Origin of the sequence: Candidatus Tumulicola sp. (assembly GCA_036490475.1) — a bacterium.
Classification (GTDB): domain Bacteria; phylum Vulcanimicrobiota; class Vulcanimicrobiia; order Vulcanimicrobiales; family Vulcanimicrobiaceae; genus Tumulicola.
The window spans coordinates 325175-352038 of sequence record DASXDT010000005.1; the positions used below are offsets into that span (position 1 = coordinate 325175).

Below are 26864 nucleotides of genomic sequence, written 5' to 3' on the forward strand. Positions count from 1 at the left end.
GCTCGATGGCTAGCGATTAGCGAGCGAGTTGTGAGCGCTCCCGCCCGACCGAAACCAATGCGACCGGCACGTCGAGGGCGCGCTGTATGCGATCCACATACGCGCGAGCGGCGTGCGGCATATCCGAAATGGATCGACACTCCTCGATCGATTCGCTCCAACCCGGCACGTCGTCATATTCGACGCTCAAACGCTGGTCGGACGCATCGCCAAAACCGGCGGACGCACCGTCGATCGAATATCGCGTTGCAAACGACAAGCGCTCGAATCCGCTCAATACATCGAGCTTGGTGATCACGGCCTCGGTCAATCCGTTCACGCCGGCGGCGTATGCGCCGGCGACCGCGTCGAACCATCCGCAACGTCGCGGACGTCCGGTCACCGTCCCGAACTCCCCACCCTGCCGCCGCAGCCGCTCGCCGCGTTCGTCGTGCAGCTCGGTGGGAAACGGTCCGGCGCCGACGCGCGTGCAATACGCTTTCGCAACGCCGATGACGCGACCGATCGATGTCGGTCCGATGCCCAAACCGACGCATGCCGCGCCCGCGACGGTATGCGAACTCGTCACGTACGGGTAGGTGCCGTAACTTACGTCCAGCAGCGTTCCTTGCGCTCCCTCGGCCAAGACGCGTTTACCCGAGTCGAGGCATTCGCGCATGTACGCGACGCCGTCGACCACGTGGGGCGCCAATCGTCGAGCCGGCGCCTCCGATCCGGTGACAAAATCGCGCATCAGCGTTCCGGTGCGCGCGACTTTATCGACGTACGCCGGACCGATTCCGCGGCCGGTCGTGCCGATTGCATTGGCGCCGCGCGCCTCCTCGGCAGCGCGATCGGCTAACGCGTGCCGCTCCAGCACGACGTGCGCGCGATCCGAAATCTTGACGCGCGAAACGTCCACGCCCAGATCGGTCAAACGGTCGAGTTCTTGCACTAACGTGACCGGATTGACCACCGTACCGCTGCCGACGAATAGTTGCGCGTGGGGCACCAGCGCTCCCGACGGAACGATGCGCAATGCGAGCTCGGTCGCGCCCACCACGATCGAGTGGCCGGCGTTGTCGCCACCACCGAACCGCGCGATGACGTCATACTCTTGCGCGAAGAGATCCACGATGCGTCCCTTACCCTCGTCGCCCCATTGGATGCCGACGATGATATCGACCGTGCGCCTGGAGTTACTCAGTCCGGAACTCCAAGTCGCTGGTGTCGCCCATCGGAATTTCCGAAGCGCCTTGAAACTGCGTCATGACGAATTCCGAGAACAAGGCGTTCGGCCATCCGAAGTCTTGACGGGTAAACTGATTGGGATTATCGGGATTGAACGATTCATGCAATAAGTGGTCGCCCGGATCGCTAGCTAACAACTGCGTCAGTACGTCTTGCTTTTCCGTCGGCGTCGTAGCGGTGATGCCTTGCACGATCAGTGCGAGCGGCCACACCCAGTGATCCGGCGTGTGATAGCTGCCGATCCCGCGCGCCTTCTGACCCTGATAGAACGACGGATTATCCTGCGATAGCAAAAAGCGCCGCGTGTTTTGATAGTAGCGATCGCTGGACGTCGTGTAGCCGATGTACGGAGCCGACAGCAGCGAAGGGATATTGGCGTCGTCGGTGAGGATCGCGTGCCCGAGTCCATCCACCTCGTAGGCGTAAATGTAGCCGTATTTCGGTACCAGCACTAACCCGTAGGTTTGAATGCCGCGCTGCACTTCGTCACGTAGCGCCTTGGCTTCGCGCGCTTTGACGATGTTGTGGTACACGTCGCGTTCGATTTCCGCCATGTCGCCCAACGCGACCACGGCGAACATTTCCGATGGAATTAAGAAGTTGTAGTAGCACGCGTCGTCCGACGGCCGGAAGCCCGTCCAAATCATACCGGTGTATCCGACCGGTCGCCCGGTGCCGTTGTTCGGCAGCTCTTTATGCGTGTAGCGGGAGTTCCGCGGGTGGTCTTGCTCGCGCTGCATGGTCGCCAGCACGTCGTCCAGCATCGTCGAAAATTCCGGCGTGAACATCGACGTGTCGCCGGTGGTCTTCCAGTAGCTCCACGCCAGTGCCGTCGGATATGCCAGCGAGTCGAGCTCGAACTTTTGCTCCCACACGCGGTAGTCCAGCGTATAGGCGTTGGCGTACGGATCGGTGTGCACGTAACGGACCATACGCGCCATGATCGCGACCATCAACTTGCGCACGTCGGGATCGTTCTTCGCGAAAAACAGATAGGGCCGCGATTGTGCGCTGGCGTCGCGCAGCCATTCCGCCGGGATATCGCCCGTCTTCACGTAGGCGGTGCCATCGGAGGCATATTCGGCCAATTTGCTCGTGTCGAGCAGCGCCGCACGGAACATTTCTTGCAGGTGTTCGTTGGCGTTGCGATAGTCGGCTGCGGCTTGCTCGATGGAGTGCAGCTCCAGCGCCGGAACGCGCAACGGCAATACAAATACGACGAACGCTAAAAGCGCAGCGAGCCAACCGTGATACTTCGGCGTCGGCCCCCGTGACGTAGGCACGGGCGTTAGTCTACGACGAATCGCGGCGAGCGTCCCGCCCCGGCCTCTTAAAAGCCGGTAAGGCTTCACCAGCGACGTCCACCGTGGTGGCTTTGCCGCGGATGGCTTCTAACCGATCTCGACGCGCTACGCGAGGGCTTACGCCATGGGAAAATTGTCCTATTTGCGGCGGGTCGCGCAGGGCCGCCCGCCGTTCGCGACCGGCTTCGCCGGACTCTCTTAGCCTGCGAGCGCCAAACCGGCCGCTTGTGCCGCTAGGTTTGGCTGTGGACAACCTGGGAATCTAAAGACATGTGTCGGGTTGGGGTGCTTTGGCGATTTACAGCCGATGAAGCGATAATCGCCATCGCGCACCGCACCCAATTCGTCGGCATGCTTCGCAGCCATCAAGGCTGGTCGGTGGACGAATACGCGGCATCGGTCGTTTTCAGCGAGCTGGTCGGAAACGTCGTAACGCATTCCCCCGGTCCGATCGAAATCGTTCTCGAATGCGACAATCAAGAGATCGTTCTGAAGGTAACCGACCGTGGCATGGGTTTTCGCTTTTCGCCCACGTTGCCGCGTAACGTCTTGAGTGAAGGCGGCCGCGGTCTGTTTCTCGTGGCACAATTCGCCGCCGCGGTGCAGTTGGATGACGCGCGGCCCGGCACGACCGTTCGAGCCACCTTAGCCCGTAAGGTGCCGGCAGCCTAAACCGCGCTCCGTTTACACCGGCTCTTCTTGTTCGATTTCGGCGCGCGACGGCGCTAACCGCAAATACACGACCGGCACGAGCAGCAGCGTTAGCACTAGCGAGCTGGTCAGGCCGCCGATGACGACCGTTCCCAACGAGCGTTGCGCTTCGGCACCGGGTTCGAGCGCCAATGCGAGCGGCAGCATGCCGGCGATCATCGCGACCGTCGTCATGACGATCGGACGGAATCGCTCGTACGCGGCCTCGATCATTGCCGCGCGCGCGTTCGTTTGCGTGATGCGCAGGCGGTTGGCGAAATCGACCAACAAAATGCCGTTCTTGCTAACCAAACCCACCAGCAATACCGAGCCGATGAACGAGAACAGGTTCAACGTTTGATGCGTGATCGCGAGCGCACCCAACGCACCGACCACGGCAACCGGCACGCTAAACATAACGACCAGCGGCGTTCGGTAGCCGTTATATAGCGCAACCATCAACAGGTACACCAACAGGACCGACAATGCCAGCGAGATCGACATCCCGATCACCGTGTCGTTGACGAACTCTTGATTGCCGCCACTGACGGGCGCGACGATGATTCCGGGGCCCAGCTTGAGGCCGGCGAGACGCTTATTGAAATCGCCTTGCACGTTCGACAGCTCGCGACCCGGAGCGATGTTCGCTCCGACGTACACGACCGATTGCCGGTTGATGCGTGTGATCAAGGGCGGAGCCGGTTCGCTTTCGATGCGCGTGACGTCGCCGACGTTGACGATCGCGCCTGCGCTCGACCGCACCGGAATAGCTGCGATCGCAGTCAGGTTGGTCTGATCCGATTGCGGATAGATGACCTGCACGTCTTTGAGACCGTCGGACGTCGGAAATTGCGTTGCCAGCGTTCCGCCGAACGCCGCTCGAATAGCGGATGCTGCCGTCCCGACTTCCACGCCGAGCGCGCGCGCTCGATCGCGGTCGAATGCGACTTCGACTTGGGGCGATGCCGGGTTGTCGGACGTCGTGGCGTCGACCGCTCCCGCCGTCTTGGTCATCGCAGAGTATACTTTGCCGGCAGCTTCGGTCGGATCGCCGCCCGGAGCGCTGACGACCTCATCGATCGGCTGCTGGATGCCTCCCATCGTGCTCGTCGCCGGCACCGCCACCACCGAAGCGCCCGGCGCTGCGCGACGCACGTCGTCGAGCACGCGCGTGCCGAAGTCGGACGTGTTGCGCCACCGCTTGGGATCCAAGAAGACGTGCAGTTGTCCGATCGCGCCGTTATTGACGTAGCCGGGAAGGTTGCCCTGATACGCGCCGGCCAGCGCGGTCTCGGCGAGAACGCCGGGTGCGCCGTCGATGACCCGCTCCGCCGCGAGAATCCCCTTACGCGTCGTTTCGAGCGGCGTTCCCGTCGGATAGTTGAGCGTCAGGAACAGCTCGCCGCGATCGACGCTGGGAATGTACTCGAATCCGACGATACCCAGCGGCAACACCAGCAAGATGAGTGCTAACGAGCCGAACGAAATTAGCACGACGGTGCGCGCGCTTCCTAACCCCCACATCAGCGCGCGATCGACGTACCACAAGCGCGTGCGGTCGAACCAGTCGGTGAACGCATCGATCGGTTTCCACGGTTTCCAGCGCGAAACCAGCGACCAGTGCGCCGCCAACGACGGTGTGATCGTAAACGAAATGAATAGCGATGTGAGCGTGGCCACCGCCACCACCAATCCGAATTCGCGCAAGAACAACCCGACGGCTCCCGGCAAGAACGAAATCGGGAGGAACACGACGACGTCGACCAACGTGATCACCAAGGCCGCGGTTCCGATTTCGGAACGGCCGCGATAGGCGGCATCGAAGGGCGCCTCGCCCGCTGCCGCGTGACGTTCGATGTTCTCCAGCACGACGATCGAGTCGTCGACTAAAATGCCGATGATGAGCGTCATTGCCAGCAGCGAAACGGTGTCGAGGGTGAAGCCCAGCAGCCGCATCGCACCGAGGGTCACCAGCAGCGACGCCGGAATGGCGATCATCACGACGATCGCACTCCGCCACGAACGAAGGAAAAACAGCATCACGATGCCCGTAACGACGATCGCCTCGGCCAGCGTACGCAAGACGCTGCTCAACTGCTCTTTGGTGTAGGTGGCCTGCACGTTCTGCACGGTAAAGTGTATATCGGGAAACTGCCGCGTGAGTTTAGGAAGCTCGTCCAATACGGCTTGCGATGCCGCCACCTCGCTGGTATTGGCGGCCTTCTGCACGTCGAGTGCGATGGCCGGCGTGCCGTGGTCGTAGCCGAAGACGCGCTGCGGTTCGTACGTGTCGAGCACCGAAGCGACGTCGCCGATTTTCATCAGCCGGGCCGTGGTTCCGTATGCGCTGGTGGTGTCGCCCGACGCCGACCCGCTCGTCCCGAGGAGAAGATCGGCCACCGTCGGCGGGGTTTGTACGTCGCCGCGAATATCGATCGAGGTTTCGCGATTGGGTTCGTAGGCGATGCCACCCGGAGCGCGCACGTTGTTTGTCGATATCGCGTTCACGATGTCGGTCAATGTAAAGCCCGACGAACTCAGCGCGCGCGGGTCCACTTCAACTTGGAGCGACGGCGTCACGGCGCCGTTCACCTCGACGAACGAAATGCCCGGTACTTGCTCGATCGCCGGCACGACCTTATTGGTCACCAGTGCCGACAACTGGCCCGCGCCCAAGGTCGACGATTTGGCCGTGAGCGACACGACAACGGCTTGGCTCGGATCGTAAATGGTGATCTGCGGCGTCTCCAGATCGCTGGGAAGTTGGCGCTGCGCATTTTGTACGCGACCCTGCACTTGCACCAAATCGGAGTTCTGGTCCGACGACAGCGCAAAGCGAGCAACGATCGTGGCTTGCCCAGGCTGAATCGCCGTTTCGATCGCGTCGAGATCCGGAGCACCCGCAATTTGGTCTTCGATCGGTCGGACGATCGCGTCGCGAATTTCGGTGGTCGATCCGCCCGGATACGTTAACGCGATTTGAATCGTCGGAACGTCGTAGTTGGGGAACTGCTGCTTGACCAGCACGTTGGCGGAGATCGTTCCGCCCAATAAGATCAATGCCAGCAGCACCGTCACCAGCGACGGGCGTTTGATAAAGAGATCGGTAAGCTTCATCGAGCGGGCGCCTCTGCGACGATGTCGAGGGGCGGTGCGATCGGTCCCGGCCGCGATTGATATTTCGGTGCGAGTAAGACGAACGCAACCGGAACTACCACCAGCGTCAGTAGCAGGGAACTCAACAATCCGCCGATCACGACGACGCCCAGCGCCTGGCGTTGCGAGCTGCCCGGCTCGAGTGCCAGCGCCAGCGGCAGCATGCCCGCCACCATCGAGGCCGTCGTCATGACGATCGGCCGGAAGCGTTCGTGCGCGCTCTCGCGGATGGCGCGAACGCGATCCATACCGGCCCGCACGCGATTATTCGCAAAGTCCACTAATAAGATACCGTTCTTAGATACGAGTCCGACCAGCAAGATCGTTCCGATGAGCGAGAAGAGGTTGAGCGTTTGGCGCGTCAACGCCAGCGCGCCGATGGCACCGACGGCGGCCACAGGGACCGTAAACATGATGATGAACGGAATTCGATAGCTATCGTAGAGCGCCAGCATCAACAGATAGACGAGCAACAGCGAGAGCGCCAACGCGACACCCATCCCCGCGAGCGTCTGCGCGAGATTGGCCTGTTGGCCGCCAGCCGACGGAATCACCGAAACGTCGTCGGGCAGATTGGCCGCGGCCAGGCGCTTGCGAAACCCGCTCTGCACCGTCGACAAGGCGTATCCCGGCGAAACGTTCGCGCTGATGTGAATGACGGTTTGGCGATTCGTTCGAGTGACGATCGGCTCGACCGGGTCTTGCACCAGGCGCGCGACGTCGCCGACGCGCAGCAGACTGCCATTACGGGCGCGAATCGGTATCGCGAGCACGTCGTTCACGCTGGTTTGCGCCGACCGCGGATACGTAACTTGGACGTACTGAATGCCCTTGGCGGTCTCGAATTGGGTGACCAACGCGCCGCCGTAGCTCGAGCGGATCGCGTTCGCGGCCGTCGCGATATCGATGTCGAGAACGCGAGCGCGGTCTCGGTCGAACTCGACGTCAACCTGGGGCGACAACTGCTGATACGAGCTCGTCACGTGCGTCGTGCCCGGCGTAGCGGTCAGTAGTGCGAGAATTTTGCCGGCGTACGCTTCGGGCTTATCGTCGAGCGACGTCACGAGGTAATCGATCGGCTGCTGATTGCCGCCGCCGCTACCTGTGGCCGGAATCGCTACGACGTTGGCACCCGGTGCGACACTACTTCCCATGGTTCCAAAACGCCGCGCCCAGTATTCGGTCGACTGTTTGCGGTTCAGTTTGAGAAACACGTGCAGCTGGCCGGTCGACCCGACGTTCAACGATCCGCCGAACGATTGTTGCGAGGCGCCGGCAGTACCGGTGACGGCTTGCACGTCGGATTGCCGGGCGATTTGCGCCGCGAGCTTTTGAATCGCGCCGTTCGTGATCGACAACGGCGAGCCGGTCGGATAGCGAACCTGCACGAACACTTCTCCGCGGTCGACCGCCGGCATGAACTCGAATCCGACGGCCCCCAACGCTAACAGCGCGGCCGCCAGCACGACTGTAGCGGCACACGTGCCGAACACCAGCCAGCGATGACCGAGCGCCCAGTCGACGACGCGGGTTGAATAGAACCGACGCACGCGCTCGAACCCGCTTGCGAAACGCTCCAAGAACGGCCACGGCTGCCACTTGGAATGTAACGCCCAGTTGCCGGCGAGCGACGGCGTGATCGTGAACGATACCGCCAACGATGTCAGCGTAGCGGCGACGACCACCAAGGCGAACTCGGCCAGAAACTTTCCAGTGATGCCCGGTAAGAACGCGATCGGCAAAAACACGACCACGTCGACCAGCGTGATCACGATCGCGGCGGGACCGATCTCGGTGCGTCCGAGAATCGCCGAAACGCGTGGTGATTCCCCGTTGTCGTAGTGGCGCTCGATGTTTTCGATGACCACGATCGAGTCGTCGACCAAGATACCGATGATCAAGGTCATGGCCAAGAGCGAAACGGTGTCGATCGTGAACGAAGCCAGCTTCATGATCGTGAATGCGATCAAGAGCGAAGCCGGAATCGCGATCAGCACGACGACTGAATTGCGCCACGAATGCAAGAACAGCATCATCACGATGCCGGTTAGCACGATGCCCTCCGCCAGCGTGTGCCACACCGCGTCGATCTGCTGCTTGGTGTATTGGGCTTGGACGTTTAGTACCTTGAGATCGATGCCCGGATAGCGGGCACGCAGGGCCGGAAGCACCGCCAGCACCGCATTGGACGCCGCAACCTCGCTGGCACCGGTAGTTTTCTGCGCGCCGAGCGAAATGGCCATCGAACCGCCGACGTAGGAATAGACGCGCTGCACTTCGGCGCCGTCGAAGACGTGGGCCACGTCGCCGACCTTGACGTAGCGCGGCGCGACGCTGAACGAATTAAACTCGTCGGCCGACGATGATACCGGCGTTCCCGACGTCTGCGTCGGCGTAACGGTAGTTGCCGCGGTGCCGGACAACCCGGAGTTGAGCGTCGCGCCGCCGGTGCCGCCGGCGGTCGGCTGCAAGAACAGGTTACTGACCGATGCAACGTCTTGCACGTCGCCACGCACGTCGACGCTCGTCTCGCGATTCTGTGAATAGACGATGCCGCCCGGCGCCCGCACGTTGTTGCTGCCAATCGCACCGACGACGTCGGCGAGCGTAACGCCTGAAGAACTCAGCTGCGCCGGATTGACATACACCTCGATCGCCGGCGTGAGGGCGCCGCTGGCGTTGACGTTCGCGATACCCGGAACTTGCTCGAGATCCGGAACCAGTTGATTGTTGACCAGTAGCGATAGCGCTTCGGGCGTCATGGCCCGCGACGTAACGACCAGCGTCGCGACCGTCGGCTCGCCCGGATCGAAGCTGCCGATACTGGGCGTGACCAAGTCGCTGGGTAAATTGCCTTCGGCCGATTGCACTCGCCGTTGTACCTCAACGAGATCGGTCGTTTTGTCGGAGCTCAGCGTAAACGTGGCGGCGATCGATGCTTGTCCGTTCTGAATCGTCGAGTTGATGTGATCCAAATCGGGCGCACCCGCGATCGCGTCCTCGAGCGGACGGACGATCGCATCGCGAATCTCGCTCGGCGAACCGCCCGGATAGCTGGCGCGGACTTGGATGGTGGGAAAATCGATGTTCGGAAACTGTTGGTTGACTAGATTGACGTACGAAACGATGCCCGCCAGCGCGATCGCGGCGAGCGTGACGAACGTCAGCGTGGGCCGGTTAACGAAGACCCGGGTCAACCACATGTCGGAGGTTCCGGTTTCCTACGGACCGTCTTCGAGATCTTCGCCGGCCGTAATCCCGAGTTGCCCGTTCGAGATAACGGTGGCGCCGCTTTTCAGGCCTTCGACGATCGATGTCGTGCCGTCGTTAGCGACTTCCCGCACGGACGTGCGCGCCGCCGTGCCGTCCTTGTCGATCATCACCGATGTGTGCGAATCGTCGAGAAACGCGGTGACCGGAATGCCGACACCGCTGGCCGACGGCAACGCGATCACGCCCGTCACGGGCAGGCCCGCGGCCAATGCGCCTTTCGTATTGCGCACCAACACCTTTACGGTGAAGTTGGTCGATCCAGGCGACACTTGACCGAGCACGCCGATGGTCGACCCTTGATAACGCGCGTTGGGTTGGCCCGGAATCGTTAGTGCGACCGGGGCGCCGGCATGCACGCGAAACACGTCGGAACTCGAGGCATTCAGTTCTGCGAATACCGGGTCGTCTTGCTGCACGACGAAGATCGTGCGCGAACCCGGATATTCGCCCGGATTCAGATTGCGGTTCACGACGATGCCGTCGACCGGCGATACGATGGTCGCGCGGGAGATTTGCGCGCTCAGATTGCGCGCGTCGGCTTGAGCCGAGGCCGCATCTTGACGCGCCGCGGCAATGGTCGAAGCTTGCAGACCTTGCTGCAGGTTGCCGTTGGTGCGTTGGGAGATCACGGCAGAGTTCAACGCCGCTTGATTCGAACGGACGTTGGCGGTGTAAACGTTCGCAAGCGTCTGCTGGGTCTGCAACGATTGCGCCGATAGATAGCCCTGCGACTCCAACGATCGATCGCGAGCCAAATCGGCGTTTGCCTGGTTCAGGTTGGATTGGGATTGGTTGAGCGCTTCGCGCGCGGTCGAAACCGTATTAGGCGCCTGGTCGATCGTCTGCTGAGCACTGAACACCGCTTGGTCAGCTTTCGAAGAATCCGAGCTGGCGGTATGCTGGGCCGATTCGTATTGCGCTTGCAGGTCGGCAGTGTTGAGGACGGCGAGCACCTCGCCCTTAGTGACCCGATCGCCTTCGTTCACGTTGACCGAGTCGGTCGGCTCGGGCAAGTTATTAGTCAGCATCACGTTTTGGTAGGGAGCGATGATGCCTGAGATGCTGAGCTTCGGGTGGATCGTCGCCGGCTTGGCCGTCGCCGTTGGGATCGACCCGGCATGCGCGCCCCCTTGCCGACTTTGCCGGCCACCCCCATGGCCGCAACCGGCAAGAAGGCAGACGCCGGCTAAAGTGGCCGTCACGCGTAGCAGGGCTCGTTTCACGTTATTAAGCCTACTCCTCAAGCTGAGAACTACCGGGGGGAACGCAAAATAGCTCAGACGCTTCCCAGGGCCGGTACGTATCCTAATCCGCCGGTAACAAAGGATGGTGACCATGTCTTTTTCTTCAAGCCCACGACTCCAAACATGCATCGGGGTCATAGTAGCGTCGTTGGCTCTAGCCGCGTGCGGCGGCGGAGCGAAAAGCGCAACGCCCACGCAACTCTCGACCTCGGCGGCGGACTATGACGGCCAATCCGTCAGCGTCAGCGGAACCGCCAAAGACCCGCACGTGCGAAAGACCCAACGTGGCCAAATGGTGCGGTATCAACTCTGCGACAGCACCTGTATCAACGTCGTTCAGTTCGGCGACGCCAGCGTAGCCGATGGGACGCAAGTAACCGTGACCGGTTCCTTCCATCAATCGTTCGGACGAGTCCGCAAGTACTCGAACGTTGTCGTTGTCGGGGGACGCCGCCCGAATTCATAGAGCGACTCGGCGCTGACCAAAAAGGCGCACGACTGAAACGCACATTGGCTGCAGGTACGGCAACGCCGCGCGCCTGCCTGCAGCATTGCGCCTACCTTCGGCCGACCGGTAGTCCTACGCTCGCTCGAACCACAAGACGAAGCGCGCTCCACCCAAACGTGACGGTAAGACGCTGACACGCCCGGCGCAGGAACGGACGATCGCGGCGACCGCCGCCAATCCAAAACCGCTTCCGGCGTAATTTGAGCCGGCTCGTCCCCTTCGCTCGCATTCGAAGATCGCGCGCCGTTCGCGCGGATCCACGCCTGGCCCGTCGTCGTCGATCGTAACGGCAACTCTGCCCCCGGCGGAGCTCGAAGCGACGTGCACGGTGCGTGCGCCCACATCGATTGCATTCTGCAAAATGTTAACGGATGCACGAATACAATCGTCGGAAGCTATGCGAGCCGCACCGCGAGCGCGATGCGTTATGCGGACCAAAACGCATTTCGCAAGCGCGCGGGGACGGATGGCCGCTACGGCGTGGTCGATTGCGGGTGCGACGTCGCACGTCGCGTCCGGGCGTATGGCGCTACCGTCGAGCAGCGAAACGTCGACGATGCCGTCGAGCAACCGGCTCAACCGCAAAACTTCACCGCGGGCGGTCTCCAAGCACTGCAGCCGCCCCGGCACGTCGCCGGGCGGCTCGAGCAACAACTCTAACTGGCCGCGAATGCTCGTGAGCGGCGACCGCAATTCATGCGCGATGCCGGCGAGTTCGCGTCGTCGTTCGTCCCGGCAAAAGGCGTCGTCCAACATCCGGCGGAGCACACGGGCCGAAACGGGACGGGTCACCCGAGCGAACGCACTCTCAAACGCACACCCCATGCTTTCCCGAAGCGCCCCCGCGATGCGGCAAGCGGCGCCGCGGACGTGCCGGTCGCTCGCATCGGCACCATCGCGCGGATCGCTCAACAACCCGACCACGTAGGTGCCGCCGTGCGGTTCGTGCATCAGAACGTCTTCGGCGCGCACGATCGGCACGCAGGAGCGCCGGCCGTTTCGGGCCCTACGAACGACGCCCGAACGATCGCGCAGCGCGATCAGCGCGACTGGATATCCATGCCCGACGCGACGATTAATCGCACCGGCGAATGCGCCGGCCGATAGTGCCGTCACGCCGGGGTAAACTTGTAGCCGAGCCCGTGCACGGTACGAACCATCGACGGCAGCGAACGTGCTTCCTCAACCTTCGCGCGCAGCCGCCGAATATGCACGTCGATCGTGCGAACGTCACCGTCGAAATCGAAACCCCAGACCTTTTCGACCAAGCGCTCGCGCGAGAGCGCGATACCTGGATTCGCAGCGAGCTCTAAGAGCAGCGCGAATTCGCGCGGCTTCAACCGCACGTCTTGGCCGTCCACGCGGACCTCGCGGGCGCGCTCGTCGATCTCGAGCCGTCCGAAGCAAAGAATCCGGCCTACCGGCTCGACCGGCGTACCGCTGCGCCGTAACACCGCTTTCACGCGCGCCGCGACTTCGCGCGGCGAAAACGGTTTGCAGATGTCGCCGCTTCTGAGAGCCATTGGAGAGCCGCGCCCGAATCGCTAAATAATTGCTCTGTTCCAAAAATCCACTTTCCAAGTGGATTTTTTAGTTCAAGGTCAAGGCGCGTGGATTACCATAACTGACGCGCCTAAGACTCTGCCTGACGCGAGAACGCGCGGTGTCAGACAGCTGATGCTGGGGGCCCGTTATGAAGAAGGGCTTCCCTCGACCTACGACCCGAGTGCAGAAGGCAGGAAGAACTGCCGCCGCCCTTTGGCCTCCCGAAAGTTTATCTTGGGATCACCTGCGCAGTCCCGCCGCGCCTTCTGGACGGCAACGGTCTCCTTGCTCCCTATACATCCTGCGCGACTTTGGGAACTTGGCCATGGAACGTCTGGGTCTGCGTGTAGTTCCCGGCGGAACAATGTTTAGCTTGGAAATACCTCCAAATCTAAGACTCGTGGTCGGCCGATGCTGCAGCGTCATCTAAAATGCGCCTTACCGCTTCAGGGCGTAGCTTGCGCCGTTGTGCGAGGGCCACTGTAGCGAGGTCAATAACGCGGCCTCTGGTTTCAGAGCCGCGAAGTAGGCGCTGCAAGTCTTTGGAGAAGCGGGCGACTGTCACGTTCGATTGAATCTCACCGTGCGAAGATGGCGCCGGCGACAGCTCCCACAAAGCTCGCTGACCCCGCGAAAGCATCCAATAATCTTTGCGAAGCGAGCCTATTGTGGGGCTAAGGTGAATTTGGGTGCCTACACTTTCGTATAGCCGCCGCAGATCTCGTGAGAAAGCAATCGCGCCCTCGACATAGGGTTTGCTTTCCAAACGCAAGACAAGCGCAACTAACACGAGGCATGTATCTGAATAGATGTGTTCGACGTTCCATGCGATACCATCGAGCGATGCCCGGCTCGGAAGCGATTCGGCAGTCGCCGCAAACGCCTTGGCGAGCATCTCACTCATCCCAGTGTGTCCGTACGGCTGCCTCTGGTAGACAACCGGACTACCCAACAAATCGTTCAACGCCAATACCAAAGATAATACCCCTTGTTCCACGGTCTCCGATTCGCTGTACCGCCGCACGCTGACTACACCCGGACCGAACCGCAATAGGTCCATGATCGTGCTACCCAGCTGGGTGAAAACGCAATAGGGCTCGACCGGAACGTCTGCGCTCCGTTTTGCGACCGCCAATATCTCGGCGGTGTCGATGTTTGGAAAGAGCGCCAACAGCGTCTCTCGCGCCGCACGCCCTATGCGGACAGATTGGTCGATTGCGAGCATTGTGGCGAGTGGCGGTTCCTTGCCGGAAGCAATAGCTAAATCGAACGCTAGTCGCTGATCGACCAAACCGGCTGCGATCGCGTCGAACTCGAAGCAACCACGCTGCAAACGAAGGTCTACGATCAATGCCGATAGGCGATGTTGGAATCCGCTGTGCGCCTCATCCCCGTATCGGTGATAAAGCTGTAACCAGTGGCGTTCGAGCTCTTCGCGCGAGGACGCCTCTACGCCGAGCTCCTGTAAATACAGGTGTAAATATCCCGTATGCACAGGAACCGATTCACCTCGCTCGTAGATCGCGCGCCAGTATCGAAAATACGCCCGATGCTCCTCGTTCATGGCGAGGTAGTGGTTCATATATCCAGCTCTCTCGGGCATGGGAACGATCACCGGTTCGTCCCGAGGTGGGAAGTACGTCGGATCGTAGTTCAGTTGTTTAGGGTCGTCCACTTGACGTATATAGACAAAAGGAGGCTTTACTGAGTGATGATGGATTTGTCCGTTGTGGCGGCTCCGGCCATCGCATCGCGCGCGGCCCGCTCGATAGCAGGCTCGAGTACGCGATAATATCTGCTCAACGCGTGCCGCTTGGTCTTTGGTCCCAGATAGTCCCAAAACTTCCCGAGGCGACCCTCGTACGTGTCGTTCAAGGCGACGCCGAGCCGATGCTCTCGGAGTTCTTTTGATTGCAGCAGGGCATGCAACTCGGTCTTAGCAGGTTCGATAGCCAAGCCATTGACGACAACAAACTCGCTGGTAGCGACGGAGCCGTGAACGCTTTCATTTCCGCGTACGAGCAGCGCGAGATACGCATTTAGCGTAGTGCCGAAGAACGTATGCAGACGAACGCCGCGCTCCTCCATTGAGACGGGAATCCGCCCGATTTGCCAGCCGTCGGCGACAGCTTGCGCTCGTGCCGGAGCCATCTTAGCAGACAGCGCATCTGTTTCGAGCTGGGACCGCCGACCGCACAGCAAGTCGAAAGTTCGCCGCATGATCTCGTACGACGGACCTAGGCCACTATTGTTCCATTGTGGGACAGGGCCTCGTTCCGACGGCTCGACGGTAAGGATGAGATGCGACTCGTCGACCTTTACGACGCGCCATCGCCGGCCTCCGAGCACCAGAAATGTTTCGCGGTCGCGTGCGATCGGATAGCGTCTGTCGATCGCGCCGATTACCTGTGAAGCCGTACGTACGGTCCACTCGGTTTCCGTTTCGAAGACTCCATAAAAATCGCGATAGCCCATGGCGGAAAAGCGACGCTCGGTCTCGGGGCCGACGCGCAGCCACGCCCTATCGCGTTCTAAATATCCGTCGCCGAGCATCTCTCCGATGACGTCGTCGTACTCGGCTTTAGTGAGATCACGGAAACTTCCGGCAGCCGAGAGTATTGAGCGAATCTCCGGTTCGTCAGCACGCTCGCGCTCACGAAGTAACTGGATAATCTGATGAAAAAGGACATGGCATGCAGCCGTCTGGGGATACAACTCTTCGACGATGCCCTCGGCCGTCAGCTCTGCCCCGGCGAGGCAGACTGCCAAGTCAGACTCGAACATCGCATAAACGACGCCCTTCGGATCGCGGCCTGCGCGACGACCGGACCGCCCGATTCGCTGTGTCAGCGACAGCGAACTGAACGAGGGGCCGATCTGAACGACCAAATCCATGTCGCCGATATCGATCCCCAATTCCAATGTGCTCGTCGCTACGATGACACTTCGATCGTCGTCGCGGAACGATTGTTCGACGCGCTCCCGTTCCTCTCGATGAATGGAGCCGTGATGCACGAGCGCCGGTACGCCGATTTCTTTGAGCTCAAGAGTGATCGTTTCGGCGTCACGCCGGGAGTTCACGAAGACGATCATCCGCCCGCTACACGCGTGCCTGGCGATCACTTGGGCGGCACGTCGAACGGCGCGCGCCTCATCTTCCTTGTCCTTACGGTCGCCTGCCCCAAGATAGCCAACACCGACCCGTCGCGGGCGCGGTTTAGGATCGATGATCACGCTTATCGAAGGCGCGTCGGTGCGCGGGGAGGATATCCACTGCGCGATTCTCGCAGGGTTGCTTACGGTCGCGCTGAGCGCAACACGAACGAGGGGCGTACGTTTACCCGCTTCTAGCCGCGCAAGAAGCGATAAAAGCTGTGTGCCACGGTCATCGCCGATGAAGGCGTGAATTTCATCGAGCACGACGTAGTGAACATCGCCTAATAGACCACCATGGCCATAAGAGTCCGATGAGAGCAGCACCTCGATCGATTCGGGCGTCGTAAAGAGCGCGTCCGGAACGTACGAAAGCAGTCGTTTCCTCTGGCTCGCCGGCAAATCGCCGTGCCACCAACCCACGCGCAATCCGCACTCTTCGAGGAGGACTCGCGCACGGCGTGTCTGGTCGTTTACCAGCGCGCGCAACGGAGCGACGTACAGCAGCGAAAGCGGGAGCAACTTCTGTCGCTGGATTTCGGAAATCACCGGTAGTAGCGCCGCCTCGGTTTTTCCCGTCGCAGTAGGCGCTACGAGCACCGCCCCGTTGCCGGCCAGCAGCGCTGGAATCGCCGCGCGCTGAATCGGCGTGAAGTCATTCCAGTCGTGCTCCAGCATCCAGCGCTGAACGCCCTCGTCCAGGCTATGGAAAAGCGCGGCTGTGACCGTTTCGCCCGTTTCGTCCGGCAACGGAGCTATACCGCGGCTTCGATCACATCATCGTCCAATGCAGCCGCAGAGAGTGTGTCGGTATCTTTTGCTTCATCGACGATGGCATTGAGATCGACGTCCAGCCCTTGCTGCCGCGCGTCCAACGCATCCACCAGCGCTTTGAGGAAGGCACGGGGACGCTGTTTTACTTCACCGAACTTCGTGCCGGCCGCCGCGATCAGCGCGCGCACGCTCGTTTCGGGAAAACGCTCCCGCGCGTCCCAATCATACGCGAGCGCGTGCAGCTCGCGGACCTTCTCCGAAACCATGCGTAAAGCGTCGCCGTCGAACTCCTCAAGTCGAATGATCGGCTGACGCAGATCACGCTGACTATAGACCTGCTGCGGTCGGACGCGCTGCCATAGGGGCTGATATGAGGCACAGCCTTTGAACTCGTCTTCAAAAAACGGGGGTGTCCCTGCGAAGAGGAACAGCGTGTAGGGAAACTCCACGGGACCGACGTCGATGATTTCTCTCATCGAGCCATAGGCAGCGTCACGCTGTGGTTTCGATAGGCGTTGGACGGCTTCGATCTCGTCGATGAGAATTACGATCCCCGGATAGCCGGCGTCCCGCATCAGCGCGCAAAACGCACGCAGTCGACGGAATGCGCCTTCGGCGCTCACCTTCCCAACGACTTTGATCGCGGCACGCACGTCTCGCTCGATGGACTCTCCGCGTAGCCAATCAACGACGCCCTGCATGAGGATATCGTTCCCATCGATCATCGCTCGGTGGTAGGCTCGCAACCCCATTGCCATTCCCGGGTCCGAGGATGACACACGAGCGATCGCTTCAGCCAGTTCCTTGTTCACTTCGACCGGCGTCGATGGATCGTACTTGTAGAACCATCGTTCAAGAATCTCACCCATGGCGCAACTCGATCCCGAGTTCACCGTGCGTAACCCGCGCAGTACTTCGGCCAGCACCAGATCGCGACGACCAAAGGGAACTTCGCGGTTAAGATTTACAATGGAGACCACCATGCCAGCCTCGAAGGCGAGCTCGCGAACGATACTACACATGAATGTCTTGCCGGAACCGTAATCGCCGCGCAGATAGCGCGAGTCGAAGCCGCCACCAGCGATATACTTGAGAACGTTGCCGAACTCGGCAATCTCGGGTTCGCGTGCAACGCACAGTCGCCTAGTCCCAACATGTGGTACCTTGCCGAACTTCAGCGCCTTGATGACATGCATTGCAGTAACGTCCATTAGATCAGAGCTCCCGGTGAACAGCCAGTGTGCGATTCGAAAGCAGTCTTTACGACGTCAGCGCTCGTTCGCCGACGACGCGCAATTCTGACGGCCAATGCGTGCATGGCCTGCTCGCGTGCCGCGGATCCCCTCAAGAGATGTTGCATCTCCTTCGTAAAGCGTGCCACCGTTACACCCGTTTTCACATCGTTCGGCACGTTTGGTGCGGGTTCCAAGACCCACACTGCTCGTGGTCCGTGCGAGAGTGTCCAGAAATCCCGGCGCATCGTCCCGATGGTCGCGTTGAACCCCAAGTCGGCACCTACGCCTTCGTACAGCGATCGCAGGTCCTTCGAGAACGAAATAGCCCCTTCGATGTAGGGCTTGTTTTCGAGCCATAGGACGAGCATCAGCAACAGCAGAGCGCCGTCGTCGAAGACCCGCTCGACGCTCCATATCAATCCTTCGATCGAGGAGGTTTGCGGCAACGAACCAATGGCCTTGCGCACCGCTTCGCCAATGGTATCATCGCTTGTTGGTACCGGCGCCGGGCGTGGGTTATATTTTACTGGTGGAGCACCGCTCAAGTCGTTCAGCGCTACGAGCAGATTGACAACCGCGTCGCGTATTGAGTCTGAGCGACTGAACCGGATGACATTTGCTTCTAGCGGTCCGAAGAGCTGAAGACGCGCCGCCGCCCAACCCATATCATGAAACAGGTTCACTCGCTCAGGTGTCGGCGAGTGCTGGTCGGCTATCTCCAAAAGCGACGAGGTATCAACGGCCCGTAGCATTCGTTTAATCCGCGTCCTGCTTTCGGGATCGAAATAAACCGGCAGCTGCAATGAAAATAGCGAATCAAATGGCGGTGCGACGCCGGCGGCCAGCGCCAAATCAAATAGCAGCGACGCGTCGGTTATCGCTTCAGTCACCTCGTCGAACGTAATCGTGTTTCCGACGGGCTCCCACTTCGCCGTAAAGGCGCTGCACTCGCGTTGGAGACGAAGATGAACAATCCAATTCGCGAGACGGTGTCCAATGTTGTCGCTCGCGGTTCCGATTAGCTGCGAAAGCAGTTTGCTCCAAGCGCTCTCGAGACCGTCTGACGTCTTCGCTTCGCATGCTAGCTCGTAAATATACAGATACACGTAAGAAGCGTCCGCGTCGAGCCGCGTACCTTCTTCGTACCGTCGACGCCAATATCTGAAGTACGCTTGCTGGTCAAGGTCCAGCATCCCGTAAGCCGTGTAGTACATGACGCACCGTGGCATCCTGACCTCCGGTGCATCGTCACGCGGTGGGAATTTCTGCGGATCGACGCCACGCACGCTACGACTGACAGCGGTTGCTGCACGCAGCGACGTTCGAGGTTTCGGACTCGCTTTGTCCGACACCGAGCGCTGGCTCGGGTGCCACCCCGCGGAGGAGCGGCTCGGCCGCGGCGCTGGCGCCCGGGCATGCCGAACCAGCGCCACCACGATCCAGACGGCTATCCCCACCAGCAGGATCCACACGCGCTCCCTTTATTGGTCCCCCGTCTCACGACCCGCTCGGTTGGCGGCGCGATATTCAGCCGGGCCGTCGCGAGGAAAATCGGGCGCCTTCCCCGAGAGTTGACGCAAATTCCCGACGCTGCCGAACGAGAAGTGCCAGGCGTATGGCACGACACCGTGCTAGATCTGGTCACATGAGCAACTGCTCCACGGCAGCCGACCCGGAAACGCAGTACACCCGATGCGGCTGCCCGAAGGATACCGACCGACCTCGCGCCTCTATCGAGGCGCGGTGGCTGCCGTTGCGGGGGAAGGGCGAGCCTCGATGAGCGATCAGATCGTCGATCCCACGACCACGGAAGGCTCCGAAATTTTCGTCGAGCCCTGGTCGAGCGCGTACGACAGCCCCATGCAGATCGACGAGGATGCCGAGGCCGGCGGCGCAGAGATCATGCCCGAGGAAGGCTTTGCGTTTGTCGCGCCGACCCCCGCCGAGCCGATCGCGATCGCGTTCGTTGATGGCGTCCGCCGCCAGGAAGCCGCCGTTTCGACCTACGTCGACGGGCACGTCTTACCGGGAATTACCGGCGCCTATGGAGTCGGCGCGGTAATCTGCGAACCGGACAAGACGCCGATATTTTCGTCTGAAATCGTCGAGCGACTCCTCGTCTGGTCACGTGGCGGTAAGGGAACCTTACTGCCTCTGGCCGGCGGGTGGTCGTGGAAGGAGGCCGTCAGCTCCGATGCCCACCCCGGAGCGCCGATGCGCAGACTCCAGGAAATGATGCGGCAGAAGGAAGCGACCCTTGGCGACCAGCTCGCCCAGGAAGGCTATCTCGTCCTTCTGGACGGCACACTGTGGTTCGCTTCTACCTACGACAAGCGCAACATCGCTGGCTACGTCAAGACCCACCACGTCCGGCTTCTCCCCGAAGCTGAATCAAAGCAGCTGCCCGAGCTGCCCGCGGGTTGGCGAACGAGCCTCTTCCGGTTAACGCGCTCGAATCGATACGGCCTGTATCTCCGCCTAGCTCCCCGTGGTCCGTATGCTCCGCCGATGGCCGGTATCGTGCGCTTGGAATTTGCTGGGTCGTTGCCGCTCGACGAAGCTCGCGCAATGGCACACCGCTTTGCCGTTACGCTACCGCGGTTCGCCGGTGTCGCACACGCGGACCCGCGCGCGCCGCAAAACCTACAGCCCATCGGAGCGCTCGAAACTCGCCTACGCCACCTTCTCGGTGATTCGCAACTCGCTGAACGAGCGGCGCGCGACGCCGTGGCCGCCCACGCCCGCAACGGTAATGGAGAACGTCATGGAACGTAACGACAATCTTCTCGGGTACATCGATGGCTCTACTAACGCTACAACGCAGCGCTTCGAAGTGGTGCTGGCCGACCACGCGGTCGTTCAACTGGACGATCTCGTCGTCGTGCGACAAACGCTCGCCGACGGATCGGGCGAATTGACGCACTTCGGAATCGTCGTCGAAGGGGTGGGTCTCATCGAAGGCGCGCGGCTCGCCAGCGATACGCAGCGCATCTGCGGCACGAAAACAATGCCGGGCCAACGGGTTCGCAAGATCGTCGTTCAGATTCTGCGAGTGGACCCGGAGCGATGGATGCCGCCGCTACCCGGTGCGCGCGCCGAACTCGCGCGCGGTGTACAACGTGAGATGGCGCTCTTCCAGGATCGTATGGAAGAAAACCGCTTGGCGCTGGGCCTTGACCACCTCGACGAACCGGTCTACGTAGATTGGAGCTTCTTCAACGGCGACAAAGGCGGCCATCTGTCAATCAGTGGCATCTCGGGCGTTGCGACCAAGACGTCCTACGCACTTTTCGCTCTCTATATGTTGCTGGAGACGGATGCCGGTCGGCGGCTACTCGGCAATTATGTAGGACGCACTAAAGCGGTAGTGTTCAACGTTAAGGGCGAGGACTTGCTGCACATCGATCGTCCCAATCGCAAGTTCGAAGGCGACGCTCGGGCTCGCGAGATGTGGGCGGCGCTAGGCGTCGACAATCCACAACCGTTTCGCAGCGTACGTCTCTTCGTGCCCCCGCTGCCCGGTGCCGGAGACGGCCCACTAGCGGCTCGCGTCGGACATCGTCGCGACAGCGAATACACGATTTACGGGTGGACGCCGGTGGAATTCGTCCGACGTGGGCTGCTCCAGTATGTCTTTGCCGACGCGCGCGAACAAAACCAAGTCTCCTTCGTCGTCGAGCATGTTCGTGCGCTGCTCGCTCGCCACGCAGTCGCATCATCAACGCATCCGGGCGCCGTCATTCTCAAGGCATACCCAGTGGCCGGCCGCGGGCGGGATTTCGAGCGTGCCTCGGACCTGCTCAACCGCGCGGCCGCCGAACCCGAAGAACCGGGCGACACCGTCATTGAGGATTTCTCTGATCTTATTTCGGCGCTCGAAGACCGGTTCGATGATAATCTGGGTGCTCCGTGGGCCTCGGCACGTCTGGCCCCCGCTACGATCGATGCGTTCCTGCGGCGCTTGATCGCCATGAGTCGGCGCATGGGTCATCTCGTGAATCGCCAAGCGCGCACGCTTGAGCTCTCGGACACCGTCAACGTCGTCGACATCCACAGCCTGCATGACGACGCGCAGCGCTTCGTTGTAGGCTCGCTTCTCGATCAGGTCTGGCAAGAAAAGCAGACGGGCGGGCGCGAACCGCTGCGCTTCATTGTCCTTGATGAGCTCAACAAATACGCGCCGCGCGAGGGTCGCAGTCCGATCAAAGAAATGCTGGTCGACATCGCAGCGCGCGGTCGCAGTCTTGGCGTCATCCTCGTCGGGTGTCAGCAGAACGCCGGTCGCGTTGAGAGCACGATTGTCGACAACGCCTCCATCAAGGTTGTCGGGCGTCTGGACGCAAGCCACGCCGACGACTACAAATTCCTTTCAGCCGAACTACGCCAGCGCGCGGTGCGCTTTTTGCCGGGAACGATGGTGATCGACCAGCCCGTCGTACCGGCGCCGATTCCCATTGTGTTTCCCTTCCCGCCGTATGCCACGAACGTCGCCGAGGACCCGATCGGCGCGAACGATATGCCGGCCGGCATCGACCCGGTCGACCAGGTCGCGCCTTAGGATGCGACTGCTCCACACGTCTGACTGGCACATCGGCGTCGCTCACCACGGCGTTGATCGGCGTGCCGATCACGAACGGGTTTTTGCGCAAATAAAGGCGCTCGCGATTGAGGAGAAAGTCGACGCTATTCTCAATACCGGCGACCTCTTCGACAACCCTTATCCAAACCTAGACACGTTAATGTTCGGATGGTCGGTGCTGGAAGAGCTGGCTTCATTGAACGTTCCGATGATCGTCGTCTGCGGGAATCACGACAGCGAGAAGCTCTTCCAGTTGATGAGTACGATCCTGAAGAGACGCTTGAAGATTTACTTCATCGATCGCTCGACGCTTCAGGAGCGCCAGGCAGGCGTCGTTCATCTCCCGACAGCGGCCGGCGAAGTCCTCAAAGTCGCCGCAGTGCCATTCGTTAAGCGCAGCAGCTACATCCGCGAGTATCTGGAGGGCGATCCGGATCGCGCGAGCCTGAAATACGGTGATGCCGTCGGCTCTCTTGAGAAAACCGTTGGCGACTGGCTCAAAGTCGATTACGATGCGAAACGCGACGTCACGGTCTTCGCTGCTCACCTTCTGGTCGACGGGGCGCAAGTCGCCAACAGCGAGTATGAACTCTATCGTTCACGCGACTTCGTGACGTTTCCCGAGCGCATTCCGAATGCCGACTACATCGCATTCGGGCACATCCACAAACCGCAGCAGATTGGGAATTTGGAGCACGCGCGATACGCAGGGTCGCCGATTCCGATCGATTTCGGCGAGGTCGGTGATCGCAAGCTGGTATATCTCGTGAGCGGCGAGCCGGGGCGCCCCATGAAGATTGAGGAACGCACGCTCGATATCGGCAGACGCCTCATCGACATCGAGGGGACGCTCGACGACATACGCGCGAAGGCGGAAGCCTATGCCGGCACGATCGCGCGCGTAAAGGTACGCGTTACTGAACCAATCCCTCAGCTGGAGACCCAAGTCGCCGAGCTGCTGCCGGATACGGTGATCTGCAGGGTAAGTGCGCAGTTTCCGCGGCCGGATGGCGCGATCACCTTGGATGGGGATACCGGGTGTTCGGAACCTTCAATGAACGAACTCTTCGAACAGTATCTCCAGGAGCATCCCACTCTCGGCGATACCGAGCGCATCGCGCGCTACTTCCGAGAGCTCCTGTCGGATGTGGAACATGGTGATGACGGCAACGAGCGCTTCGCCGGTCTTGACGAGATGATTCCATGAAGCCCATTGCCATCTCGCTGCAGAACTTTCGCAGCTTCCGCACAAAGCGCGATCTTTCGTTCGAGGGCAAAACCATCTTCGGGTTGGTCGGTGATACCGGCGTCGGCAAAACGTCGGTCCTCGAGGCCATCACATACGCGCTCTACAACCGTTCTACGTGGGAAGGCCGCGGCGTTACCGATCTCATCGCCAAAGGCACACGGACGATGTCCGTTGAGTTCGCCTTCGAGGTCGACGGGCAGAAATACACGATCGTCCGACAGACCGGCCAAGCCGGAACCAACGCCCGCATTTGGTCAGAAGACCGTACCGTTGATACCAGCAACGCCGACGCGGTGACCGAGCAGGTACGCAAGATTCTGCACATGGACGCCGAGACGTTTCTCCACACCGTGTTGCTTCCGCAAGGGCGTCATGCGGAGTTGCTAACCGCGAAGTCGCGCAACCGAAACGAGATTCTCATGGACCTCTTTCGGCTCAAGGATCTCGCAAAGGTGCTGGAGCTGACGCGTCGTCACGAGGCCCGGGCCGAGACCGAGCTGCGCCTGTTGGGCGTGCAGCGCGCAGAGTGCGGAGCGAATCCGCATGAAGCTGAGGAAGCGACGGCGGTGGAACTCACGCGCGCGAAAGCGCGTCTTAAAGACATCTCCAAGGCGGTCGTGCGCGATACCAAACTCGAGCAGGACGTTGCGAAGATCAACGAGCAGCTCGCCGGCGAAACGCGGCTTCTCTCCACGTTCGAGCAGACCGCTTCGATTCTCGATGGGCTCGCCACGATCGCCACGAAATCGACTGAGCTTACGGCCATCGTCACCGCAGCAAGGCAACGCGCGCTGCAGGCGCAGGAGATTCTGCGAGTAGCGCAAGCCGGTGCTGAGGAACTCCGACGGGTTGAAGCCGATGCAGATACGTTGCGGACGATTCAGCGTTCGCTTGAGGCGCTAGCGGCGGCGGCTCGGACGATAGAAGGGCTTCGGGCAGACATCGAACGCCACGGCCTCTCAATCGCCCAGAACGAAACCCAACTTGCCGAGCTGCGCGATCCGATCAAGGCGAAGACCAAAGAGCGCGTCGATGTCGAACGCGCTATTGATCAGGCCGACAAACAGGCCGCTGCCTTGCGGACACGTCGTGAAACGCTCGAGACTACTGCGAAGGCGTTTCAGGATGCTCAAAGTACGCTGACGATTGCGCAGGCGAGCGTCGCAGAGACTCGAGCACGAATAGAGGGGCTTCGGGCCAAGCTTTCGGCCGCGCAGCAGGCCGTGAGCGAAGCGGCGGAGCGACGTGACACTGCCGACGACGCGGCGCAACGGCATCGTGTCGGAAACGAGATTGCGGCGATCGCCGGTCATCTGCACGTCGGCGATGATTGTCCGATATGTCATCGAGCATTGCCGAAGGCCTTCCAGACGCCGCGCAGTGAAGACCTTGAGGCAGCCACGAAGGCAGCAACGGAAGAGCGTACGGCCTTCGACATCGCGCAACGACACGCAAGTATGATCGAGGGAGAGCTCAAGACGCAACCGCCGCAGTTGGCTCGTTCCGAGCAAGCCTTGGCCGCCGCCGAAGCGACACTCGCTCACGTGCAAAACAAAATGGACGCCGCACGCGCGGAGGATTTACGAGAGCCGGAGCTGATTGCTTCCGAGCTGCGACGAGCCTTGGAAGAGACCGAAGAGCGGTTGCGCTCGTCCCGTGAAACGATATCGCAGGTCGATGGCGAGCTGAGTCGGATGCGTGGCGTCGAGATTCGCCTGTCGACTAGCATTGAGAGCGCGCGTATGGAACTGACTCGCGTACAAGAACAGCTCGACGGAGCCGTTGCTAAGCAGCAGGCGCTGCGCGACGGGATTCCACAGAAGTACCGCGCGAAAACAGCCGACGAACCGCTGAACACGTACCTCGCCTCTGTCGCAGCCCGTATAGTAGAGGCTGAGCGCGTTCGCGACCGGATTGAAAAGGCGACGATGGATGTCGCTTCGTCGGTCCAAGTGCAAAGCGAGGCCGAATCTAAATACACGGCTGAAGTCGGCGAACCGCGAGTGCGCGCCTTCGAACAACTCAAGCCGATTGCCAAAGCTGCCGGGTGCGCTGATGCTCCGAAGACTGCCGGCGGCTTGGACGCCTGGAGCTTTTCGGTTTGGGAAACGGTTCAGCTCCGAATAGCCGACATCACGAAAGGCGTGGAGAGGCACCGCAGCAACATCGAGAAGGCGGTGCTCGAACGTGCGGCGATCCGTGAGAAACTCGACGGCAAAGAGCCGCGACCTGCAGAAACCGCCGCAACGATTCACAAGACGCAAATGGAATCCGAACTCGAACGCGTACATGGATTAGCTTCGCGAGCCCGAGAGTGCGACGCGAAGATTGAACGTCTCGATCGCGTTCGCGCCGGATTAGCTGGACTGAAGGAAGCGCTCGGGGGCCGCGCACGTGCATTTCCCGCCTACGCCACCGCGCAACGACAGCAGCGACTTCTTCAGGAAGCCAACGTCATTCTACGCGAAATGAGCAAGCAGCGGTACGAATTTACCGGCGACTTCGACCTTCTCGATTACGAAAGCAACGAGCAGCGCCCATCGCAGACGCTTTCGGGCGGGGAAAAGTTTCTCGCGAGCCTCGCGCTCTCTTTGGGCGCGGTAGAGATCGCTTCAAACAGTGGCAAGCGGATCGGGGCAATCTTTCTCGACGAAGGCTTCGATTCACTTGACGTGCACCGGTTGCGCTTAGCGATGCTGGAGCTACGCCGCCGCGCCGAGAAGGGCCGAATGATTGGGGTGATTACGCACGTTGAAGAGGTAAAGGAGTTTCTCAACGATACAATTGTTGTCTCTGCGGGACCCGATGGCAGTTACTTCACCGACACCGATGCAGTCTCAGAAGACGACGGTCTAGTACAAGGCCTCGTGTCACACCTTTCGGACGGCGGACCACTTACCGCCGCTTAGAGAGGCGCGGATCTG

General features: G+C 60.9%; 17 protein-coding genes. 6 read left to right on the forward strand and 11 right to left on the reverse strand.

The features are described 5' to 3' along the window. Positions 1 to 16 precede the first annotated feature (16 nt). Positions 17 to 1186, reverse strand: coding sequence for an adenylosuccinate synthetase (locus VGF98_05230; protein HEY1681017.1), 1170 nt, complete (start codon positions 1184 to 1186; stop codon positions 17 to 19). Next, positions 1179 to 2513 carry a glycoside hydrolase family 125 protein gene (locus VGF98_05235; protein HEY1681018.1) on the reverse strand — a complete coding sequence of 445 codons (1335 nt, stop codon included), beginning with the start codon at positions 2511 to 2513 and terminating at the stop codon, positions 1179 to 1181. Before VGF98_05235 ends, VGF98_05230 begins: the two co-directional genes overlap by 8 nt. Positions 2514 to 2804: 291 nt before the next feature. On the opposite strand from VGF98_05235, the gene VGF98_05240 reads away from it, so the two are divergent. After that, positions 2805 to 3206 carry an ATP-binding protein gene (locus VGF98_05240; GenBank protein HEY1681019.1) on the forward strand — a complete coding sequence of 134 codons (402 nt, stop codon included), beginning with the start codon at positions 2805 to 2807 and terminating at the stop codon, positions 3204 to 3206. Positions 3207 to 3218: 12 nt separating this feature from the next. Here the strand turns inward: VGF98_05240 and VGF98_05245 are convergent, their stop codons facing one another. From VGF98_05245 to VGF98_05255, 3 genes are read right to left on the reverse strand one after another with little or no spacing between them, the layout of a single operon-like run. Then, positions 3219 to 6341, reverse strand: coding sequence for an efflux RND transporter permease subunit (locus tag VGF98_05245; protein ID HEY1681020.1), 3123 nt, complete (start codon positions 6339 to 6341; stop codon positions 3219 to 3221). After that, positions 6338 to 9583: an efflux RND transporter permease subunit gene (locus VGF98_05250; protein HEY1681021.1), complete on the reverse strand. Its 3246-nt coding sequence runs from the start codon at positions 9581 to 9583 to the stop codon at positions 6338 to 6340. Before VGF98_05250 ends, VGF98_05245 begins: the two co-directional genes overlap by 4 nt. An 18-nt stretch (positions 9584 to 9601) precedes the next feature. After that, complete coding sequence (locus VGF98_05255) at positions 9602 to 10876, reverse strand: efflux RND transporter periplasmic adaptor subunit (GenBank protein HEY1681022.1); 1275 nt, start codon at positions 10874 to 10876, stop codon at positions 9602 to 9604. 169 nt (positions 10877 to 11045) lie between these two features. Between VGF98_05255 and VGF98_05260 the strand changes: the two genes are divergently transcribed. Beyond that, entirely contained in the window at positions 11046 to 11363 is a 318-nt protein-coding gene (locus VGF98_05260; protein ID HEY1681023.1) for a hypothetical protein, read from the forward strand. Between the two features lie 114 nt (positions 11364 to 11477). On the opposite strand, the gene VGF98_05265 is transcribed toward VGF98_05260, so the two are convergent. The 6 genes from VGF98_05265 to VGF98_05290 all read right to left on the reverse strand — a co-directional run bounded on the left by VGF98_05265 (position 11478) and on the right by VGF98_05290 (position 19584). Continuing rightward, on the reverse strand, positions 11478 to 12521 hold the full coding sequence (locus VGF98_05265) for a HAMP domain-containing sensor histidine kinase (GenBank protein ID HEY1681024.1): 1044 nt from the start codon (positions 12519 to 12521) through the stop codon (positions 11478 to 11480). Next, entirely contained in the window at positions 12518 to 12868 is a 351-nt protein-coding gene (locus VGF98_05270; GenBank protein ID HEY1681025.1) for a response regulator transcription factor, read from the reverse strand. Before VGF98_05270 ends, VGF98_05265 begins: the two co-directional genes overlap by 4 nt. 473 nt (positions 12869 to 13341) lie before the next feature. Then, a complete protein-coding gene (locus VGF98_05275) occupies positions 13342 to 14532 on the reverse strand; it encodes a hypothetical protein (protein ID HEY1681026.1) in 1191 nt (396 codons plus the stop codon). A gap of 119 nt (positions 14533 to 14651) precedes the next feature. Then, entirely contained in the window at positions 14652 to 16853 is a 2202-nt protein-coding gene (locus tag VGF98_05280) for a DEAD/DEAH box helicase (GenBank protein ID HEY1681027.1), read from the reverse strand. Between the two features lie 5 nt (positions 16854 to 16858). Beyond that, on the reverse strand, positions 16859 to 18088 hold the full coding sequence (locus VGF98_05285) for a BREX system ATP-binding domain-containing protein (protein HEY1681028.1): 1230 nt from the start codon (positions 18086 to 18088) through the stop codon (positions 16859 to 16861). Further along, positions 18088 to 19584, reverse strand: a complete 1497-nt coding sequence (locus VGF98_05290) for a TerB N-terminal domain-containing protein (protein ID HEY1681029.1) — start codon at positions 19582 to 19584, stop codon at positions 18088 to 18090. The genes VGF98_05285 and VGF98_05290 overlap by 1 nt, the downstream gene beginning before the upstream one ends. Before the next feature lie 304 nt (positions 19585 to 19888). On the opposite strand from VGF98_05290, the gene VGF98_05295 reads away from it, so the two are divergent. Genes VGF98_05295 through VGF98_05310 form a run of 4 tightly spaced genes read left to right on the forward strand, consistent with a single transcriptional unit; the run spans position 19889 to position 26849 of the window. After that, on the forward strand, positions 19889 to 20887 hold the full coding sequence (locus VGF98_05295) for a hypothetical protein (GenBank protein ID HEY1681030.1): 999 nt from the start codon (positions 19889 to 19891) through the stop codon (positions 20885 to 20887). Beyond that, positions 20877 to 22670, forward strand: a complete 1794-nt coding sequence (locus tag VGF98_05300) for an ATP-binding protein (GenBank protein HEY1681031.1) — start codon at positions 20877 to 20879, stop codon at positions 22668 to 22670. The genes VGF98_05295 and VGF98_05300 overlap by 11 nt, the downstream gene beginning before the upstream one ends. Position 22671: 1 nt before the next feature. Continuing rightward, entirely contained in the window at positions 22672 to 23898 is a 1227-nt protein-coding gene (locus VGF98_05305) for an exonuclease SbcCD subunit D (GenBank protein HEY1681032.1), read from the forward strand. After that, a complete protein-coding gene (locus VGF98_05310) occupies positions 23895 to 26849 on the forward strand; it encodes an SMC family ATPase (protein ID HEY1681033.1) in 2955 nt (984 codons plus the stop codon). The genes VGF98_05305 and VGF98_05310 overlap by 4 nt, the downstream gene beginning before the upstream one ends. Positions 26850 to 26864 lie beyond the last annotated feature (15 nt).

Bases quoted from the DNA above. Each gene is read 5' to 3' on its own strand.
- VGF98_05240 (HEY1681019.1), top strand. From the start codon at position 2,805: ATGTGTCGGGTTGGGGTGCTTTGGCGATTTACAGCCGATGAAGCGATA.
- VGF98_05245 (HEY1681020.1), bottom strand. From the start codon at position 6,341: ATGAAGCTTACCGATCTCTTTATCAAACGCCCGTCGCTGGTGACGGTG.
- VGF98_05250 (HEY1681021.1), bottom strand. From the start codon at position 9,583: ATGTGGTTGACCCGGGTCTTCGTTAACCGGCCCACGCTGACGTTCGTC.
- VGF98_05275 (HEY1681026.1), bottom strand. From the start codon at position 14,532: ATGAACCACTACCTCGCCATGAACGAGGAGCATCGGGCGTATTTTCGA.
- VGF98_05285 (HEY1681028.1), bottom strand. From the start codon at position 18,088: ATGGACGTTACTGCAATGCATGTCATCAAGGCGCTGAAGTTCGGCAAG.
- VGF98_05295 (HEY1681030.1), top strand. From the start codon at position 19,889: ATGAGCGATCAGATCGTCGATCCCACGACCACGGAAGGCTCCGAAATT.
- VGF98_05300 (HEY1681031.1), top strand. From the start codon at position 20,877: ATGGAACGTAACGACAATCTTCTCGGGTACATCGATGGCTCTACTAAC.
- VGF98_05305 (HEY1681032.1), top strand. From the start codon at position 22,672: ATGCGACTGCTCCACACGTCTGACTGGCACATCGGCGTCGCTCACCAC.
- VGF98_05310 (HEY1681033.1), top strand. From the start codon at position 23,895: ATGAAGCCCATTGCCATCTCGCTGCAGAACTTTCGCAGCTTCCGCACA.